General features: G+C 48.3%; 18 protein-coding genes and 1 tRNA gene. 3 read left to right on the top strand and 16 right to left on the bottom strand.

Features of this window, described 5'->3' with window-relative positions:
* The first annotated feature begins 124 nt into the window (after positions 1-124).
* Positions 125-1,297, top strand: coding sequence for a DNA replication/repair protein RecF (recF, locus tag NQ518_RS06125; RefSeq protein ID WP_227962416.1), 1,173 nt, complete (start codon positions 125-127; stop codon positions 1,295-1,297).
* Positions 1,290-1,580 (top strand): DciA family protein, encoded by a 291-nt coding sequence (locus NQ518_RS06120; RefSeq protein ID WP_227960457.1) that lies wholly within the window; start codon positions 1,290-1,292, stop codon positions 1,578-1,580. Before recF ends, NQ518_RS06120 begins: the two co-directional genes overlap by 8 nt.
* 4 nt (positions 1,581-1,584) lie before the next feature.
* Here the strand turns inward: NQ518_RS06120 and NQ518_RS06115 are convergent, their stop codons facing one another.
* The 14 genes from NQ518_RS06115 to NQ518_RS06050 all read right to left on the bottom strand — a co-directional run bounded on the left by NQ518_RS06115 (position 1,585) and on the right by NQ518_RS06050 (position 15,933).
* The gene (locus NQ518_RS06115; protein ID WP_227960459.1) at positions 1,585-2,136 is read right to left on the bottom strand and encodes a 5-formyltetrahydrofolate cyclo-ligase; all 552 of its coding nucleotides are present in this window, start codon (positions 2,134-2,136) and stop codon (positions 1,585-1,587) included.
* Between the two features lie 40 nt (positions 2,137-2,176).
* Entirely contained in the window at positions 2,177-3,901 is a 1,725-nt protein-coding gene (locus tag NQ518_RS06110) for a S41 family peptidase (protein ID WP_227960461.1), read from the bottom strand.
* The gene (locus NQ518_RS06105; RefSeq protein ID WP_036878728.1) at positions 3,888-4,328 is read right to left on the bottom strand and encodes a deoxycytidylate deaminase; all 441 of its coding nucleotides are present in this window, start codon (positions 4,326-4,328) and stop codon (positions 3,888-3,890) included. The genes NQ518_RS06110 and NQ518_RS06105 overlap by 14 nt, the downstream gene beginning before the upstream one ends.
* Before the next feature lie 59 nt (positions 4,329-4,387).
* Entirely contained in the window at positions 4,388-6,490 is a 2,103-nt protein-coding gene (locus NQ518_RS06100; protein ID WP_227960463.1) for a M3 family metallopeptidase, read from the bottom strand.
* A 312-nt stretch (positions 6,491-6,802) separates the two neighbouring features.
* Entirely contained in the window at positions 6,803-9,715 is a 2,913-nt protein-coding gene (locus NQ518_RS06095; RefSeq protein ID WP_227960464.1) for an outer membrane beta-barrel family protein, read from the bottom strand.
* A gap of 34 nt (positions 9,716-9,749) precedes the next feature.
* Positions 9,750-10,409 carry a Crp/Fnr family transcriptional regulator gene (locus NQ518_RS06090; RefSeq protein ID WP_227206867.1) on the bottom strand — a complete coding sequence of 220 codons (660 nt, stop codon included), beginning with the start codon at positions 10,407-10,409 and terminating at the stop codon, positions 9,750-9,752.
* Positions 10,406-11,419 carry an FAD:protein FMN transferase gene (locus tag NQ518_RS06085; RefSeq protein WP_227206934.1) on the bottom strand — a complete coding sequence of 338 codons (1,014 nt, stop codon included), beginning with the start codon at positions 11,417-11,419 and terminating at the stop codon, positions 10,406-10,408. The genes NQ518_RS06090 and NQ518_RS06085 overlap by 4 nt, the downstream gene beginning before the upstream one ends.
* A 214-nt stretch (positions 11,420-11,633) precedes the next feature.
* Positions 11,634-12,248: a DUF6048 family protein gene (locus tag NQ518_RS06080; RefSeq protein WP_309565878.1), complete on the bottom strand. Its 615-nt coding sequence runs from the start codon at positions 12,246-12,248 to the stop codon at positions 11,634-11,636.
* A 28-nt stretch (positions 12,249-12,276) separates the two neighbouring features.
* Complete coding sequence (locus NQ518_RS06075) at positions 12,277-12,756, bottom strand: DUF6452 family protein (RefSeq protein WP_227206863.1); 480 nt, start codon at positions 12,754-12,756, stop codon at positions 12,277-12,279.
* Entirely contained in the window at positions 12,744-13,706 is a 963-nt protein-coding gene (locus NQ518_RS06070) for a glycosyltransferase family 2 protein (RefSeq protein WP_227206861.1), read from the bottom strand. The genes NQ518_RS06075 and NQ518_RS06070 overlap by 13 nt, the downstream gene beginning before the upstream one ends.
* A 195-nt stretch (positions 13,707-13,901) precedes the next feature.
* Positions 13,902-14,435: a DUF4199 domain-containing protein gene (locus NQ518_RS06065; RefSeq protein ID WP_227206858.1), complete on the bottom strand. Its 534-nt coding sequence runs from the start codon at positions 14,433-14,435 to the stop codon at positions 13,902-13,904.
* Between the two features lie 147 nt (positions 14,436-14,582).
* A complete protein-coding gene (locus NQ518_RS06060) occupies positions 14,583-15,038 on the bottom strand; it encodes a nucleoside 2-deoxyribosyltransferase (protein ID WP_227960466.1) in 456 nt (151 codons plus the stop codon).
* 191 nt (positions 15,039-15,229) lie between these two features.
* Positions 15,230-15,303: transfer RNA gene (locus tag NQ518_RS06055), tRNA-Thr, on the bottom strand.
* A gap of 258 nt (positions 15,304-15,561) precedes the next feature.
* Entirely contained in the window at positions 15,562-15,933 is a 372-nt protein-coding gene (locus NQ518_RS06050; protein WP_227960468.1) for a hypothetical protein, read from the bottom strand.
* Between the two features lie 468 nt (positions 15,934-16,401).
* Here NQ518_RS06050 and NQ518_RS06045 point away from each other — a divergent pair, with 468 nt between their 5' ends.
* The gene (locus tag NQ518_RS06045; protein ID WP_227960470.1) at positions 16,402-16,698 is read left to right on the top strand and encodes a glutaredoxin-related protein; all 297 of its coding nucleotides are present in this window, start codon (positions 16,402-16,404) and stop codon (positions 16,696-16,698) included.
* Positions 16,699-16,823: 125 nt separating this feature from the next.
* Here NQ518_RS06045 and NQ518_RS06040 read toward each other — a convergent pair whose 3' ends face one another.
* Together NQ518_RS06040 and fldA are read right to left on the bottom strand one after the other, a co-directional pair.
* Entirely contained in the window at positions 16,824-17,225 is a 402-nt protein-coding gene (locus NQ518_RS06040; RefSeq protein WP_227960472.1) for a DUF2023 family protein, read from the bottom strand.
* A 39-nt stretch (positions 17,226-17,264) separates the two neighbouring features.
* Entirely contained in the window at positions 17,265-17,753 is a 489-nt protein-coding gene (gene fldA / locus NQ518_RS06035; protein WP_227960473.1) for a flavodoxin FldA, read from the bottom strand.
* Positions 17,754-18,052 lie beyond the last annotated feature (299 nt).

The following is an 18,052-nucleotide window of genomic DNA, read 5'->3' as shown; positions in this document are numbered from 1 at the left end:
AAATTAACGCATTTATCTCATATATTGAAATATATTGCTTACTTTTTTCGTTTTTCCCCTCTAAAACACTTAACTTTGCATGAACCCGACGGCTGTAACGCAGTCTGTCAAGGGCATATTTGCTATGATCCTCAAAAAGATATCCATACTTAATTATAAGAACATTCAGGTAGCCGACCTTACCTTTTCGCCTAAGTTGAATTGTCTCATTGGACACAATGGCGAAGGTAAGACCAATCTGCTGGATGCCGTGTATTATTTGTCCTTTTGTCGCAGTGCTTTTAATCCCATTGATTCGCAAGTTATCACGCATGATCGCGACTTCTTTGTACTCGACGGCATGTACCTCAATGACATGGGTGATGAAGAACGCATCTATTGTGGCATGAAACGAGGCACGAGAAAGCGATTCAAACGCAATCAGAAGGAATACAAACGTCTGTCGCAACACATTGGATTGGTTCCGCTCATCTTTGTTTCTCCAGCTGATACCGCCTTGATTGAGGGCGGAAGTGACGGTCGTCGTCGTTTCCTGGACATGGTTATTTCGCAGTTGGATCATTCGTATATAGAGCTGTTGAGTCGTTACAACAAGGCCTTGACACAACGAAATGCCCTGTTGAAAGCCGAACAAGAGCCAGATGGGGCGTTGATGGAAATTCTTGAACAGGAGATGGCAACGCAGGGAGAGGCCATCTATGCCAAGCGCGATGCATTCGTCCGTGAGTTCATTCCCGTGTTTCAAACGATTTATGACCATGTTTCGGGGTGTCACGAAACGGTATCATTGCAATATATCTCGCATGCACAGCGTGGGCCGTTGCTTGATGTCATCCAGCGTGACCGACACAAAGACCGTGCCGTGGGCTATTCGCTTCACGGGGTACATCGTGATGATTTGGAGATGATGATTGGTGGTTATCAGCTCAAACGCGAGGGAAGTCAAGGACAAAACAAGACCTATGTGCTGGCATTGAAGCTGGCTCAGTTTGATTTTCTCAAGCGAACAGCCTCGTCAACCACGCCACTTCTCCTGTTAGACGATATCTTCGACAAGCTGGATGCGGGTCGGGTAGAGCGCATTGTGAACATGGTGGCGGGTGATGCGTATGGACAAATCTTCATCACCGACACCAATCGTGACCATTTGGACAGCATCCTCAGCCGCCATTCGTTTGATTATAAGTTGTTTGAGGTGGTGCATGGAGAGATCAGCGAGCGGTTAACAAGTGGGCAAAACGCTGCTGGTAGTGATGCTTTAGCCACCAAAAAAGAGACGGAGGAGAAGGATGTTTAGACGAAAAGTACAGACACTTGCGGACATCTTGCAGCAGACTTTGCGTGAAAACGGATTGGAAACGCCCTTGTTGCAGCGTCGTCTGATTGACGCATGGCCCACAGTTGTGGGCAAAACCATCGATGAATATACGGGTGAACGCTTTATTAAAAATCAGACACTCTTTGTCAAAATACTCAATCCGGCTTTGCGACAAGACCTTTCCATGATGCGAACGCAACTGGTGAAACGGCTCAACGAGCAAGTGGGAGCCTTGGTCATCACCGAGGTGAGGATATACTAAGCGCTCAATCCTCGGCGCACTTTTGCGTGATGACCTCGTCCATTCTCACGTCATGTTCATCGGTTGGCACTTCGTCAACCAGTTGAAACGGAAAACATACACCTATTTTATAACAGTCTTTCGCTTGTGAAAGAAATCGATCGTAATAGCCTTTTCCCCGACCGAGACGATGACCATGGCGGTCAAAGGCCATTCCTGGGACTAATATCAGGTCGATTTGCTCATAATCAGTGAACGCTTCTGCTTGGGGTTCCATGATGCCAAAGGATCCATGCCCTACGTTTGTATCGTGTGTATAGCGACATATTTTCATCGTGTGGTCATCCACTACGACGGGCAGGAGTAGTGTTTTCCCCTGCTGTAACAGCGTGTTGATGAGTTCATGTGTATTCACTTCATCGGCCAGTGACGCATAAAGCAGGATGGTGTGAGCCGACATTAAACGCGGATGAGCAAGCAAAGCCTCGATGATGGGTTGCGACATCCGGCGCAATTGTTCACTGCCGTAAGTCTTTTTGCGTTGTCGCATTTCTTGTCTGAGATTCTGTTTGCTCATCTTTCGGTTATTTTTTATTGTCATGTTTGGACCAAAATTCCTATGCCCTGTAGGTTTCTGGCAGTCGCCTTACCTCGGGTTGTCGTTGCAAAAGGTTGGCTTTGGCCACCTTCTTGTAATCTTTCTTCCCATTTTTCTGCTGCTCAGGAGCCTTCGGGAACGCTGCATTGTTTCTGAATGTTTTCAGTGCTTCCCGAATGGATGCATCGTCCTGATTGATGTATTGCAGCCAAGCTTGTTCGTTGAGCATGTTGTATATCACGCGACTGTTGATGTAGCGGTCGAGCAAGTCGTACGACTTTCTAATCATCAGGTTGCGCCGTTTCAGTCCTTTCTTATCGGCATAGGTGGCGAACTTGTCCACCAGATTCTGCTTCTTGAGATAGTCTTCCATTTCCATCATCTCCTTGAAGTTGTTCAGTTTCAATCGATTATCGTCCGTATACGAGAAGGCAAACTGTAAAATCAGTCCGCTCATGCTGGCTTGCTTATAATAAGAGGTGTAGTTCGTGGTGTCTTCCGGCACGAAGAGGTCTGGCGTAATACCGCCTCCACCATATACGGTACGCCCGTTGGCGGTATGGTATGCCGGTCCGGTATGTTTGATAGAGTCTTCCGAGAAGAACTCCCCATGCTGATAACGGCTTAGCAAATCTTGCGCATAGTCTTGTTCATCCCCCGGCACGTAGGGCTTCTGAATGCAGCGTCCCGATGGGGTATAATAGCGTGCGATGGTCAGTCGGACCATGCTTCCGTCGGAAAATTCAATCTGTTTCTGCACCAGTCCCTTGCCAAACGAACGCCGTCCGATGATGGTGGCACGGTCGTTGTCCTGCATGGCTCCAGCGAAAATCTCGCTGGCCGATGCCGACCCTTCGTTGATGAGCACCACCAATGGCATTTGTTTGTAGCTGCCTCGCCCGTCTGACCTGAACTCCTGCCTGGGCGACTTGCGTCCTTCGGTGTAGACGATGAGCCGGTTTTTGGGCAAGAACTCGTTGGCCATCTGTACGGCCGATTGCAAATAGCCGCCCGTGTTGTCGCGAAGGTCGATGATAAGGTTCTTGAATCCTTGCTCACCCAGCTTCACCAACGCCACCAACAGTTCGGCATAGGTGGTCTCACCGAAGCTCTTGATGCGGATGTAGCCTGTGCTGTCGTCAATCATGTAGGTGGCCGAAACGCTCTTCAGCGGGATGTCTCCACGGGTGACAACAAACGACTGTGGCTTTTTGTCGCCATATCTCACCACGCCAATCTTCACCTTTGTGTTCTTGGGACCCTTGAGTCGTTTCATCGCTTCCTGATTGGTCACCACTTTCCCCACGAAGGGTTTGTCGTCAACCGCCACGATTTTGTCGCCTGCCAGGATGCCAGCACGCTCGGCAGGACCGTTCTGAATGACGTTTTGTACATGGATGGTGTCCTCACGGATGGTGAACTCGATGCCCACACCCGAGAACGATCCCTGCAATTCTTGGTTGGCTGCCTGCACATCCTTGGCACTGATGTAAACGCTATGAGGGTCCAAGCCCGTGAGAATCTTCGGCATGGCATCCTCCACAAGCGAGTCAAGATTCACTTTGTCCACATACTGGTCGTCGATGATGTGCAACAGGTTGTTGATTCGGTTGGTACCCGTATTGATGATGTTCAGTCGGTTTCCCGAGAAATGATTGGAGTAGAACGACCCCACTCCGATGCCGATGATGCCACAAAGGGCCATCAGCAGAGGCACGAATCGATTCGACTTATTTGGTTTCATTGTCATTGATGTTTAGATAGATCACTTCTATGCCAGCTCTCTTCAGCAGGTTGATGCCGTCTTCCAGTCTGTATTTCTCGGCATACACCACCCGCTTGATGCCCGCTTGTATGATGAGTTTGGCGCATTCTATGCACGGTGAGGCCGTCACATAGAGCGTAGAGCCGTCGCTGTTGTTCGAACTTCGTGCCAGTTTGGTGATGGCATTGGCCTCCGCATGCAGCACGTAGGGATGGGTAACTCCATTCTCGTCTTCGCACACATTATCAAATCCACTCGGCGTACCGTTGTACCCGTCGCTGATGATCATGTTGCCTTTCACCACCAACGCACCCACCTGTCGGCGGCGGCAGTACGAGTTTTCGGCCCAGATGCGAGCCATGCGCAGGTAGCGTTGGTCCAGTTGATGAAGTTTGTCATTGCTCATGGCGATGTTGTTTTTGGGGGTTATCGTGGATGTTGGGCTGATTAAGCTGATTAAGTTGATTAGGGCAATTGCGTTTCCCGCTGTTGTCGCTTGATGCCGTTGCGCTCCAACAGGGCGTCGATGGTGGGCTCTTGTCCACGAAAACGCTTGTACAGCGTCATGGGATGCTCCGTTCCACCCTTCGAAAGGATGTTGTCGCGGAACCGCTGGGCAGTGGCTTGGTCGAAGATGCCGTTACGTTTGAACACGCTGAAAGCGTCGGCATCCAGCACCTCGGCCCACTTGTAGCTGTAGTAGCCCGCCGCATAGCCGCCGGCCATGATGTGCGAAAACTGTACCGTCATGCACGTCTCGGGCAGCTGTTTGCCGAGGATGGCCTTCTCCCAGGCTTTCTTTTCAAAGGGGATGATGTCTTCCTCGAACGCTTCGCGCTGTGTATAGTAGGCCATGTCGAGCAGTCCGAAGCTCACCTGGCGCAGACATGCCATGCCTGCCATGAAGTTTCGGCTGCGCACGATGCGGTCGATCAGTTCGTCGGGAATCACCTCACCCGTCTTGTAATGAAAGGCGAAGGTCTGCAAGAACTCGCGCTCTACGGCGAAATTCTCCATAAACTGCGAGGGCAACTCCACGAAATCCCACCACACGTTGGTGCCCGAGAGGCTCTCGAACCGCGTGTTGGCGAACATGCCGTGCAGCGAATGGCCGAACTCGTGCAGGAAAGTTTCCACCTCACCCAGTGTCAGCAGGGCCGGTTTGTCATCCGTAGGCTTGGTGAAGTTCATCACCAGCGACGCATGGGGACGCACGTTGTTGCCCTTGCGGTCTATCCACTGACCTTGAAATTCGGTCATCCAGGCACCGCCCTGCTTGCCCTTGCGCGGAAAGAAGTCGGCGTACAGCACGGCCAGATACGAGCCGTCACTGTCGGATACCTCATAGGCTTTCACGTCGGGATGATACACCGGGATGGCTTTGTTCTCCTTGAAGGTGATGCCGTACAGGCGGGTAGCCAGTCCGAAGACGCCCTTGATGACGTTCTCCAGCTTGAAGTAAGGGCGCAACATCTCTGCGTCAAGGTTGTATTTCTCCATCTGTAGTTGATGACTGTAATAGGCTGTGTCCCACGGCTCCATCACAAAGTCGGCTCCCTCCTGGCGCTTGGCAATCTCGCTGAGCGCCTCTTTCTCTTCCAGTGCCGTGGGCTTGTAGGCCGCTATCAGGTCGTTGAGCAGCTGGTATACATTCTCCACCTTGGATGCCATGCGGTGTTTCAGCACATAGTCGGCATACGTGTCGTAACCCAAGAGTTGGGCTATCTCGCGACGCAGGTTGATGAGGCGTTGGCAGATGGCCAGGTTGTTCTCATCATTTTGGTGCGTGCACACCGTGTTGCGGGCCATGTACATTTGGCGGCGCAGGTCTCTTTGGGTTGAGTAGGTCATGAACGGCGAGTAGCTGGGCATGTCGAGCGTGAACACCCAGCCGTCCAGATTCCGCTCTTTCGCCGTCATGGCGGCAGCCTCGCGCGCGGTGTCGGGCAGCCCGTCCAGTTGTTTCTCGTCGGTAATGTGCAGCGTGTACGCCTTGTTCTCTTTGAGCAGGTTTTGTGAGAACTGCAGTGACAGCACGCCAGCCTCTTCGGTTAGCTTGCGCAGGTGGTCCTTTCCTTCATCGTCGAGCAACGCACCACTGCGCACAAAGCCATCGTACGACTTCTCCAGCAGCATCTGCTCTTCGGGCGTCAGCTCGCGATGATGCTCGTAAACATGTTTCACGCGCTCGAACAACCGCTTGTTCAGCATCACGTCGTTCGCATGTTTGGTGAGGATGGGACTGAGCTTCTGTGCCAGCTCGTCCAACTGGTCATTGGTTTCGGCCGACAGCATACACGAGAAAACGGTTGACACGCGGTCCAGCAAGTCATAATAATGCTCGCCTTTCGAGGTGTCAACGCGCGCGATGGTGTTCTCGAACGTAGGCTCCTCGGGGTCGTTGATGGTCTTTTCGATGATTTCGTCATCGCGGCGTATGCCCTCCATGAACGCCTCCTCATAGTGTTCGAAGCGAATGCGGTTGAACGGCACGGTGTGGTGGGGCGTGTCGTATTCATTAAAAAAAACGTTGTCGTGTTTTGCTTTCTCTATGCTGTTTTCATCCATACTCGTACAATCTTCTTGATGTGTGATGCAAAAGTACGAAAAATATCAGATACACCTAATTATTATAGGGACATTTAACGAATATTAGACACGCATCCATGGGTTGAGGCACCGTCATAGGGCGTTTTTCCAATCTCATTGAGATTGATGCCCAAACTCATTGAGATTGGAGGTCAAAGTCAATGAGTTTGGTGGTCAAAGTCAATGAGATTGGTGTGGGTGCCGGGCCGGCTTCCGTTTTTGTCGTTATTTTATAGGTTTCATGCCCGTCATCCTTAGACTTTTTACGGATGCGCCATTGCTTGCCAAAGTTTATTTTTTCTTTCCGCTGATGTTCAGCTTGTACATCAGGTGCAGCATGACGTAATGGGGAATGGTGTTGAAGCGTGTCTCGGTCTTGCCTTGTCCGTTGACGTTGTACGACACGCTCTTAAGTTGTTGGAAAAGGTCGTAGGCTTCGAGTTTGGCGCTTAACTTCCCCTTGCAGAACGACTGACTGAGGTAGGCGTTGCACACCCAATCATCGGTGTTGAACGACGGGTCGTCGTATCCTCTGCGGCTGAACATCTTCAGATCCATGCCTGTTTCCAGTCCGAAGCCGAAATGATAAGAGCCCACGATGCCGTAGTTGAAATCGTAAGCGTTGATGGTGTGGAAGTTTTCCCGCCTACTATTGACGTTGCGCCAGCCCAAAGAGCCTACCAAACTGCAGGTGGCATCTTCTTTTTGGTAGTTCAGCGAGAGTTCGTTTCGCGTCCAGTGGTTGTTCACCTTGCTCAGTACGCTCTCGGTATGTCCCTCCACAGCCGTGAGGTCTACGTTGCGACTGTAACGGTATTCCAATTTATTGTCCAGTGTGAAGTATTTGGCACTGTCTAACGGGCAGTTGTAATAGATGTCTGCCGTGCCATCCCAGTTGCCTTTCACATTCTGCGGTTTGTAGGTGTAAACGCCCGTTGTAGGGTTGAAGGTGAAGCCGTTGGCCACGGCGTTTTGTTGCACATTAAGCGTAAAATCCAAGGTTGGCCACTTGAATCGTCTGTTGTGTTGGTCTGCAATGTGAATCATGGCAAAGTAGGTCGTGATGTTTTTGAGATTTGGGTTGCCCAACGAGATCGCCAAGGGGTTGGAGTCGTCGCGCCTGTCGATTTTCGAATACAGGTCAGGCATGTCGATTCTCATTTGGCCATAAGCCCAGATGCTGTATTGATTATAGGTGCCACTCATGTTCAGATTATATGATGTCTTCCATGTCTGTTGACTGATGTTGGTGTTGAGAGCAGTACTCCTGTAGTCTAAACGTTGCTTTTTGTGTTGAACGGGGATGTTGAGACCCATAAAGAATGAGTTCTTGCCACTTTGTTTACGGTAGTCGACGGTTAAAGACAATTCCTGTGTCTGTGTCTTCAAATATCCTTGATAACTGTTGTTGGAGTCCAATGCTCGCCTCAGAGCGTCGCGTGACGAGGGCAGGGTTCCCAATTCGTGTGCTTGCTGTTGCCACTCTTGCAGCTGATCCAGTCGGTATTTTGAGTTGTTGGTGTATTTCATTTGTTGGGTGAAGGCCAATCCCGGAAAGAAAGTCCAGCCACTTGGAAGTTGGTATGTATAGCCCACGAATGCGTTATACTCGTAGCTGTGCGAGGGCGTGTCATCGTATCTGTCGCGTTGATCTTTGGCTGTCGCACTCTGGAGATATTCTAATCGATATTGTTCGAATGCCGTTCGTTTGGTGTTGTCATAGCTGAAATAACCTTGGAAGAAGATGTCGTCTCCCGACTTCAATGGGTAGGAACCATATAGGCGATTGGATGTCTGGAACGAATGACCTTCTCCAAAGCTTTGATTTCGCTGTCTGTTGAGGGCTGCGTCTTGCACTCGACGGCTCCATGGCGTGGTGAACAAGGTGTCAAGAACGGCTTGAGTGTCGCCCCAGGGTGCCGGGTCTTGTTTGAAGGAGCCAGCACGTAGGTTGCTCCAGTTGTCACTTTTGCGGTATGTGAGGGCGTTCTCAACACGTAGCCAGAAGGGTTTACTCATCTGAAATTGGTGTTGGAGCTGGGTCTCGAAATCTTTCGATCTACTGTCTGACACGCTTCTTGAATAGCTGTTGTTGCCTGTGTTGAGGAACGATTCGGAGGCTGTTTGGCTCACATTGTGGCTGTTTTGCCAGGAAACACTGGTCGACACGTTGTCCGTAATCGTGTTTTTATCGTTGCTGGTTGCAAGGTTCAGTCCCACTGTCTTCTGCGTTACCTGTCCATTGGGCATCTTAGTTGGGTCCCAGTCGCCTTTCTCTCCGGGCTTGCGGTCTTCGTTCACGTTGTTGAGGTTGGCGAAGACAGACATCTGTAGTCGTGGGTTGAAATACAGACCGAATAGCTTTGTGGCGTATCGGCTGTTGGTACCTCCGGCTATGTCGGCGTTGGCGATGAAGTTTTTCTCATACTCTTTCTTCAGTTGGATGTCCATAACGTAGTCTTTCTTCTCCACATCCACGCCCAAGGCTTTGCTCTTCTCGGTGCTTTTCTCAAACACCTGCAAGTCTTTCACGGTGTAGCTGGGCAGGTTTTCTATCAGTGTTTTATTGTCTTTCTTGAAGAAATCTTTTCCGTTGAGCGTCAGATAATCCAGCTTTCGGCCATTGATGAAAATCTCTCCGTGGCTGTTGAGCGTGGCTCCCGGCAGCTGCCTAATCAGCGCGTCGAGCATACTTCCCTGTGGAAGGTTAAAGGCTTCGGCGTTGAAGACCAAGGTGTCACCTTTCATCACCATCTTGATTTTGGTGCTTTTCACCACCACTTCGTCCAGCGTATGCTCTTTGTCTTCCATGCGTTTGCGCTGGATGGGCATGTCATCCAGGGCTATGCTGCTCTGTCTACCTTTGAAAAGTAGTTCGTGGTTGATGTAGGTAGTTTGGTAATCGGGGTGCTCTATCTTGAAGATGTAGGTGTCTTCGCTCAGCTTCTTTCGTAGATAGAAGTAGGCATCGGGGTGTATGGCCTCTTTATTCCATGTGACGGTTCGGCAGGTGTCCACCATCACGCTGTCGGAAGTCATGATGGTAATCTTGGCGTCAAGCACGCAGAGATGGGTGAAAGAGTCGACCACACGACCGAGGATGCTTACGGTGCGCTCTTTCTTGTGGCGTGCTGTCTGTGGTAAGGCTTGTGTGAATAACAGCAACAAAGCCCAGCATAGGAGAGATGTTCTTTTCAGGTTCATATATGATTGATGTATATTTTTATTCGGTAGTTCGTTAGGTTAGTCGCTCCAGTGCTGGCACCGTGATGTGTCCTCTGGTGAGTTTTATCAGACCATCGGCCTGCATGGCGTTCAAAGCAATGGATATGTCCAGGCGACTGGCGTTGAGTTCGGTGGCCAGTCTTACCATCTTGATTTTGAAAACCTTTTCTCCCGCGGGTCGCAGCGAGCGGTCTTTGAAGAAGTGGATGATGCGTTGACGGAGGTCAGTAGGTTGAGGATGCCATGGCTGTCGCTGTAGGCGTTGGCTTTGGGTGGTGATGATGTTCAGCAAATTGAGGCGGAACACGATGAGTTGGTTGGTGAGTTGTACGACGTGGGCCTTGCTGATGGACATCGTGTTGCAAGGTGTTATGGCCGTGTAGGTGCGCATGAAATGTTGGTTGAGGCCAAAGAGATGTTCTGGTTCGATGACCTGTGGCGCCCTCAGAGGTTCCGTCAGCGTGTAGCCATGGTCATCGGCGTGTGTCGTGACGCTCATCATTCCATCCAGCAAAAAGGTCAACTGGTGGCATGGCATGTCCTCTCTCACCATCACATCCCCTGCCTGATGTTGCAGGAAAGCAAAAGGAATACTTTCCGCCATGGCCCATAAATCTTGCTGACTGAGTCCTTGGAAGAGGGGAAGGGTGAGGAGTTTGTCGTAGGAGGTCATTTGCTGATTTTGTTTTTCAGCGAGGGTGAGAACCAAACATCATAGCGTCCGTCGGCGTTGGTGTATATCAGATAGACCATCAGGTCAGGATGTCGTTGCAATACTTCTTTTGTCTTGTCCAGTCCTAGCACCATGAATGCCGTGGCATATGCGTCAGCTTTGGCGCATGTGTTGGCCAAGACGGTGGCCGAGAGGATGCTGTGCTGCACGGGATAACCTGTCTTTGGGTCGATGGTGTGTGCGTATTTCTTGCCGTTCTTGTAGTAGAATCGGCGGTAATTGCCGCTGGTCGCCATGGCCTTGTCGGTGACATTGAGCACCGTTTGCAGTTCGTTGTTCGTCTGAGTGGAGTCGTCTGTCGGCTTGGTGACGCCAATCTTCCACGGCAATCGCTTGTCGCTGTTGCCGCTGGTGATGACCTCACCCCCAATCTCCACCATGAAATTCTTCACGTCTTTCGACCGCAATAGTTGGGCAACAGCATCGCATCCGTAGCCTTTGGCAATGCCCGAGCAGTCGAGCATGATGCGTGAATCTTGCTTCTTTACGGTACTTCCCATGACAGATACTTTGTCATAACCTGTGAGAGCCAGCAAACTGTCTATGACTTGCTTGGTGGGTTGTATGCCAGACTTGAAGCCAAATCCCCATGCATTCACCAAAGGAGCCACGGTAATGTCGAAGGCTCCGTTGGTATCTTTCGACACTTGCTTGGCTAAGTCGAACACTTCGACGAACATTTGGTTGAGTTGAACGGGGATGTTGCGGTTGATTTTTGAGATGATGGACTGTTCTTCAAAGGTCGAGAAGGTCATGTCTACCTTGTGAAGTTGCGCCAATATCTCTTTGTGTAAGTCCTTGTTCGACTGGTAAGTAATATTGTATGTGGTGCCGAAGACTTGTCCTGAGTTGTGTTGGTACGGCATGCTCTGCTGTTGACGGATGATGATGACCGAACCAACGATGAGGAAAAGGAGGAAAAACAGCTTGAGCAACTTCTTCCAACGCAATGGGTTGGAAGGGACAGTTTTGCGCTGTTCGTCAAGTGGAGCGTTGCTGCGATCCCGCTGGTCTTTGTTTATTTCGTGTGAATTGCTTTGCCTATCATTCATACTTATACTGTCATTAAGTTCAAACTAACTTGTCATTCTTTCGGCCAGTGCCGCTTATTCGCTCTTCATTGCCTTGGAAGATGATGGAAGAAGCACGCTTCTCATCCCTTGTCTACCATTCAATGATTACGTTAAATGTTCCACCCAGAGGCGTTCCACTGTACTTTCCAAAGCCTGGAACGTACCAAGGATGACCCGCTTCGTTCTTGGTATTGGCAAGACGTCGCTTGTAACGAACGCTCCATCCCAAACGAAAAGGCCCCCAAATTTTGGCATCTACGCCTACAACCCCTTCCATCCAATGAAACTGGTTGTCGATGTCAGTCAGATCAAAAGGAATCTGTGTTTTCCAAACGGGGTCGTTGAGGCCCGGATGTGTTACCGAGTATTTGAACTTGCTGTAACCATATCGCACGCCAACATACAGTCGGTAGTCGTCGTTCTTGTTCTTCATCATGTTGAAGTCAACGCCTATTCTTCCGTATGGAGCTTTCGATGTGTAATGCAAGTGCGTGCTCGGATCTTCGCTGTCGGCTTGACCGTAACCCAACTCGACAATGGGGAAATATTTGTTGCGCAGGCTTACTCTTGCGGCTACTTCATACTGTCCGTAGTCGGAAAACTGCATTTGTGCGAGTCCCACCAGATCACCAGAAACGGCAATGTGCCTGAAAAAGGACAGCGTATCTTTGGGTTGGATGACGATGGCCTTGTGCCTTTGTGCCATAACGGCCACTTGTGCCACGAGCAAGAGGCTAATGCAGATAGCTCTTGAAATAGATATAGAAATGTGCTTTTGTAGCATCGTAGTTCACGTTTTCATTGTGTATGACCACAGAGTCGATGGTATGTTTGGAGTAATCCACTCGCTTGATTTGATGGAAGACGGCCGGTGGACAGTCAACCGACTCGAAATGCGGATGATCTTCCTTGGTGATGCGCAGCGTATCGATGAAACTTTGGTTCTGCTGAGTGGTCATCTTGAAATAAAGGATGTCCTCGGGTTGCGCATAACTCATGGGCAGTAGGAAGCTGTCTATGCCGATTGCTTTGTTCAGCAGCACCGTATCGCCGCTCGTAGTGCGTGGAGTGGTGATGGTAAGCGTGTCTTGCAGTTTGGCCACATCACCTTTGAGCTTGTACGAAGTGGTCACCGTGTTGTTCAGCGGACAATCGATTGTAGAGCACGAGGTGATGGCCAATACCATCAAAAGAACGTCAATTATTTTTCGCATCGTATGGTTTTTTCTATCTGGTAATCGTTCCTGCCGGGGTTAGAGCGGCTGATGAGGTCGCCTAAGAAGCCCGCTAAGAACAGTTGGGTGCCAATGAGCATGGTGGTGAGGGCGATGAAAAAGTAGGGCGAGTCGGTGATCAGGCGCATCGGGATGCCGTTCGACAGGGCGTAAACCTTCTCTGCTCCGAGGATAATCACGGCAATCAATCCCACCAAGAACATCAACGAGCCGAGGAAACCGAACACGTGCATCGGCTTTTTACCGAAGTTTGACAGAAACCAAAGGGTGATAAGGTCGAGGTAACCGTTGAAGAATCGGTTGAAACCAAACTTGGATGTACCGTATTTTCGCGCCTGGTGATGCACCACCTTCTCACCAATTTTATCGAAACCGGCACTCTTTGCCAGGTAGGGAATGTAGCGATGCATCTCGCCATACACCTCAATATTCTTTACAACTTCCCGTTTGTAGGCTTTCAGTCCACAGTTGAAGTCGTGCAAGTTCTTGATGCCGCTGATCTTACGGGCCGTGGCATTGAAGAGTTTGGTGGGCAAGGTCTTGCTCAATGGGTCGTAACGTTTTTGCTTATAACCCGAAACCAAGTCGTAGCCATCAACGGTAATCATGCGATACAGTTCTGGAATTTCGTCGGGAGAGTCTTGCAAGTCGGCATCCATCGTGATGACCACGTTGCCTTGAGCCTCCTTGAATCCACAGTAAAGTGCTGGACTCTTTCCGTAATTACGACGAAAGCAGATGCCTCGCACGTGCTCTGACTGACTGGCAAGGCGTTGGATGACGTTCCAAGAGCCGTCGGTAGAGCCATCGTTTACGAAGATAACTTCGTACGAATAGGCGTTTTGTTGCATGACACGCTCAATCCAAGCGTATAGTTCGGGTAGTGATTCTTCCTCGTTGAAGAGAGGGATGACAACGGATATGTCCATAGTATTCTGCAAAAATAACCAAGCATCTTTCCACCATGTGGTCCATCTGTTCACTCATCGTGATATGCTTTTGTGGCCCTTTGGTGTGGATGTTGAATTTGATGTTATGTATAAAATGTTTCGTATCACATGGAAGTAGAAGAACGTTGGCATCAAGACTTTCCGATATTTGTCATGCCGGATGCCGTTGATGCTTTATATTCTTGTATGATTTTTCACTCGTTTCATGCCAATGGCGGCCACGATGACACTCAGAAGGGCGCCAAGCAAGAGGTTTTGCGTCATGAAGACAAAGGCCAGTTCAATGGGTTTCAGCGTGCCCATGAGGTCAACTGTCTCCATGGCTTGCTTGACGTCAACGCCGTTTTGCTGATATACGCCCTCCATGGTCTGTAGGGCTTGATGCATAATCTGAACGAAATGTCCGCCGTCCAAGAACTGGAAATACGCCGTTTGAACCAAAGCAAAGAGCAGGGAAGCGTAGAAGATGCAGTAGCAACCGTATGTCAATCCTCGCGCAAAGGATATGACACCATCGAGTGCATAGTTGCGAAACTTGATGAATCGCCATAGCATGAAAGGGGGCGTGGCCAGCATCAGCAGGCCTCCCAATGCACTCTTGGGTATGTACATCATACTCATGAAACTGGCTGTCCATAACAGTGCCAGCCAAAGTCCGTCAATGCGGGCGAACGCCTTAAGCTGAATCAGTGAGGGTACGTTTATCATTCTATCTGCAAAAGTACGCATTTTATCTCATATATATTGTACGTACATGAGAGATTTTATAGATGGTTCCACGGCGTTGACGTTAAAAATTTCCAATATCTATGCCACGGTAGCCGGCAAAAGTGCGAGCATTGTCGTTCGCAGGGTTCATGTTGTTTGACGATGATTGTTTGACAAGGCATCTGTTGACGTGATTCCTAATATCTTATCCAGTATGTCAAACACCTCTTCGGGGCGTTCGTAAGCAAAGATGTGATAATAATTGTTACCCGTGAGCATGGCCGAGAGATGTGTACGACTCTTGTCGTAAAGGATGAAACAGGGCTTGTGATGACGTTCTGCGTATGCCAATTCATATCCCACGCCCAAGGAAGGTGAGGTGCATTCGGCAATGACCAAGTCGCAGACTCTCAACCACTCTGTGTCCTGAAGGTAGATTTTTTCATCCGCTTCACGACCCTTACTGGTGGTAGACAGTGAGCGGTTGCCGATGTGTTCGGTGAGAACTTTGTGACTTCTTTGGATGTACTCGATGATTTGTTTGTAGAGGTTGGCATCCTCACGCCCGCCTCGGATGGAACCTGCAAAATAGATTTTCTTCATGTTTGATTGATATAGGTCGCCTGTGCAAATATAATAAAAAGGAATGAAAGATTGCCATTGCGCGCTTACCTTTATCAAGTAAACCAAGCATTCGTGGTCACATTTTTTGCTGGCGTCAGCATCATCTGCCACAAAACAAAAGAGGGGGTATCATTATTCTGATACACCCTCGTTGATTTCTGAAATAAGTGAGCCTCTTGTCGGATTCGAACCAACGACCCCGAGATTACAAATCACGTGCTCTGGCCAACTGAGCTAAAGAGGCGGGTGGGCAAGCTACTCTTATCGCGCCGCTACAACCTAATACCCTTGCTGCGTTCCCACCCTGGGGGATTCAAAGGGAGCTGGCCGTAAAAGACTTGCCCGTTTCTTAGCGGTTGCAAAGGTAAGAAAAAGAATTGATTGACACAAGAAATGTGCAAAAAAATACTTTTTAGTAGATTTCAACTCCATAATGCTTGCCATATTTCTGCCAAGAGAAGACTTGTGCGGCTCGGCTGATGATCGTTCTATATTTAGTTGGTTAGTTCGTAATTTTCTTTTTACTTACTAACCTAACATATTCGTATCTATCACCATATAAATCTGGCATTGTTTGCTTGGGTCTTGATATCTTAACAGTAATGAGGTATTCATACCCCTCTTCATAGATGCTATCAAATCCTATGATGGTAGGGATAATTTCCTTTTCCATGTTTCTTTTTACTATAACGTATCCTTTATTCGTTGACTGGATGGAAGTACCTGGATAGAAATAGTATTCTTTATGTGATAATACGGTTATGGTATCTTTTTTGATGAATTTGTAAGTTACATCAAAGTCATCATCTTTTGTACAACCAGCAAAAAGAAATGAAATTAGTGTTATTACTATAAATGTGTATTTAGTCATCATGCTCTGAAAGTTTCAAATCTTTCTTCATTCCCACATTAGCTTGGTATATGTTTGCTTTGCACATTCATCACGGCTTTTTTCAATTTTACATAGAGCCTTGGTGGACAATCTTATTGTCTAAGTAGGGAAGTTAACTGAATTTTCCTAGATAAAGTGATTATTACTTTCAAAGATAATGAAATTTTAAGTTTATCCCAAACTTTTTTAATTGTTTTTTTTAATTTTACGGCACATTTTTCTCTGTTTCCAATCTCAATGACTTTACCCTCCAATCTCAATGACTTTGACCTCCAAACTCAATGACTTTGCCGCCCAATCTCCATGACTTTGGATTTAAGGCTTTATTCTTTATGTTTTTTGTTTGTTTTTGTAAGATAAAAAACTTATATTTGCATTGTAAGCGAACCCGTTTCAGTAAAGATTGAAGGTGGTTTTGAAAATGATTTTATGAAATAAAAAAGTGACGGTATGATTAAGATTTATGGTATGAAGTCGTGCCCCGATTGCGTGGCAGTTGGCAAACAGGTGGAAGGCGATAGCAGGTATCAGATGTTTGACATCGGTGAGCATGTATCGCTGTTGAAAGAGTTTTTGCGCCTACGTGACAACAATCCGGTCTTTGACGAGGCTAAGAAAAAAGGATATGCGGGCATTCCGTGCTTCGTTTTGGAAGATGGAACGGTGACGCTGAACCCTGAAGAAGCCGGACTGAAGTCGGGAAGGCCTGAACCCACCAGCTGTCGCATTGACGGTTCGGGGTGTTGAGCCAGTTTGCGCTGCCGCATGAAAATGAAAAAGCCACCTTCACAGGCAGCTTTGACATATTATACAAAAACATTATGAATACTTTATTTAGCGAACAAGATCTAAAAAAAAGTTTATTTTATATTTCATGAGGTTTCTTGCTTGATAGCGGTGTCGCACTCGGCGCACGTCCCATTACATTTTTTACATTTGCGTTGACAATACCGTTCGCATTGTAGGCGAATGTCGTAGCCTAACATGGCACCCAGGATGAAATCCTCTTCGGGTGTCAGCTTGTTGAGCGGTTTGTCAATCATGTGGCGAACGGCATCGATGCAAGCTGTTCTGCCAAAAAACAGATTCAGCGTATGGTTACCCGCCGGCTGAATGAAATAGTCGATGTTTTGGTTCTCCAAACGGTTCACCGCAAATTCCTCGTATTTTTTGTTGAAGGTATAGAGCACCATTTGTCGCACTCCCTTCTTGTACTCATAGATATGGTTCATGAGCACCTTCAACTCTCCTGGTATGGTTTCAGCGGTTTTCATGCTTGTCGAGCCAATGGGGTTATAGTTTCTTCGTCACGTTTACAGACTTCCCTTGATATCGTTAATCCATGCGTCGATGCGTTCATCGGTCTTGTCCTCTTCGTTGAGGTCGTCAAGTGCCAATCCAACGAACTTTCCATCCACCACGGCATCACTGTCATCGAAGGTGTATCCGTCGGTTGATACGGCACCTATGATGTTGGCGCCTTCCACGGCTTGATATAGCTCAGACATGCCGCTGCAAAATGTGTCGGAGTAAGATTCGCAGTCGCCGCATCCAAACAGGGCTACGGTCTTTCCTGACAGGCCTGCGCCTTTAAGTACCTCAACTCCTTCGTACCAATCGTCCTGCATGTCGCCAGAACCCCAAGTGGATGTTCCGAGAATAAGATTGTCGTGGCTGTTTACAATATCAGCTGTGAGGTCGGTTACGTCAACGGCTTCAACACCCAATTTCTTGGCAATTTTCTCTGCGATGGCCTGACAGGTTCCTGTCGATGAGCCATATATAACTACTGTTGGTTTCATGATTGTTCTATTTAATTTTACGTTTTTACTTTTGTTCGATGCAAAGGTATGAACAATTTGATGACCCGACAATACCTAAAAATAATGGTTTTTACAAAATACCTAATGATGGGGATGCTTTTTAAGGCTGATTCTATAAATTACCGCCGCATAAAGTCATTAAATTTTTATGAAATACGTTTTGTTATCTTTTGGCTTCTTTTGGGTTCAAAATGTAAGTTCGTTCAGTCGTGTAGCTCGCTACACTCCTTCACTCTCTTGCATTTTGACCTCAAAAATAAGTTCAAAATCTAACAAAG

Source organism: Hoylesella buccalis ATCC 35310 (assembly GCF_025151385.1).
Taxonomy (GTDB): Bacteria; Bacteroidota; Bacteroidia; order Bacteroidales; family Bacteroidaceae; genus Prevotella; species Prevotella buccalis.
Note: the sequence above shows the minus strand (reverse complement) of the source record. Positions and strands in the feature narration are given on the sequence as shown.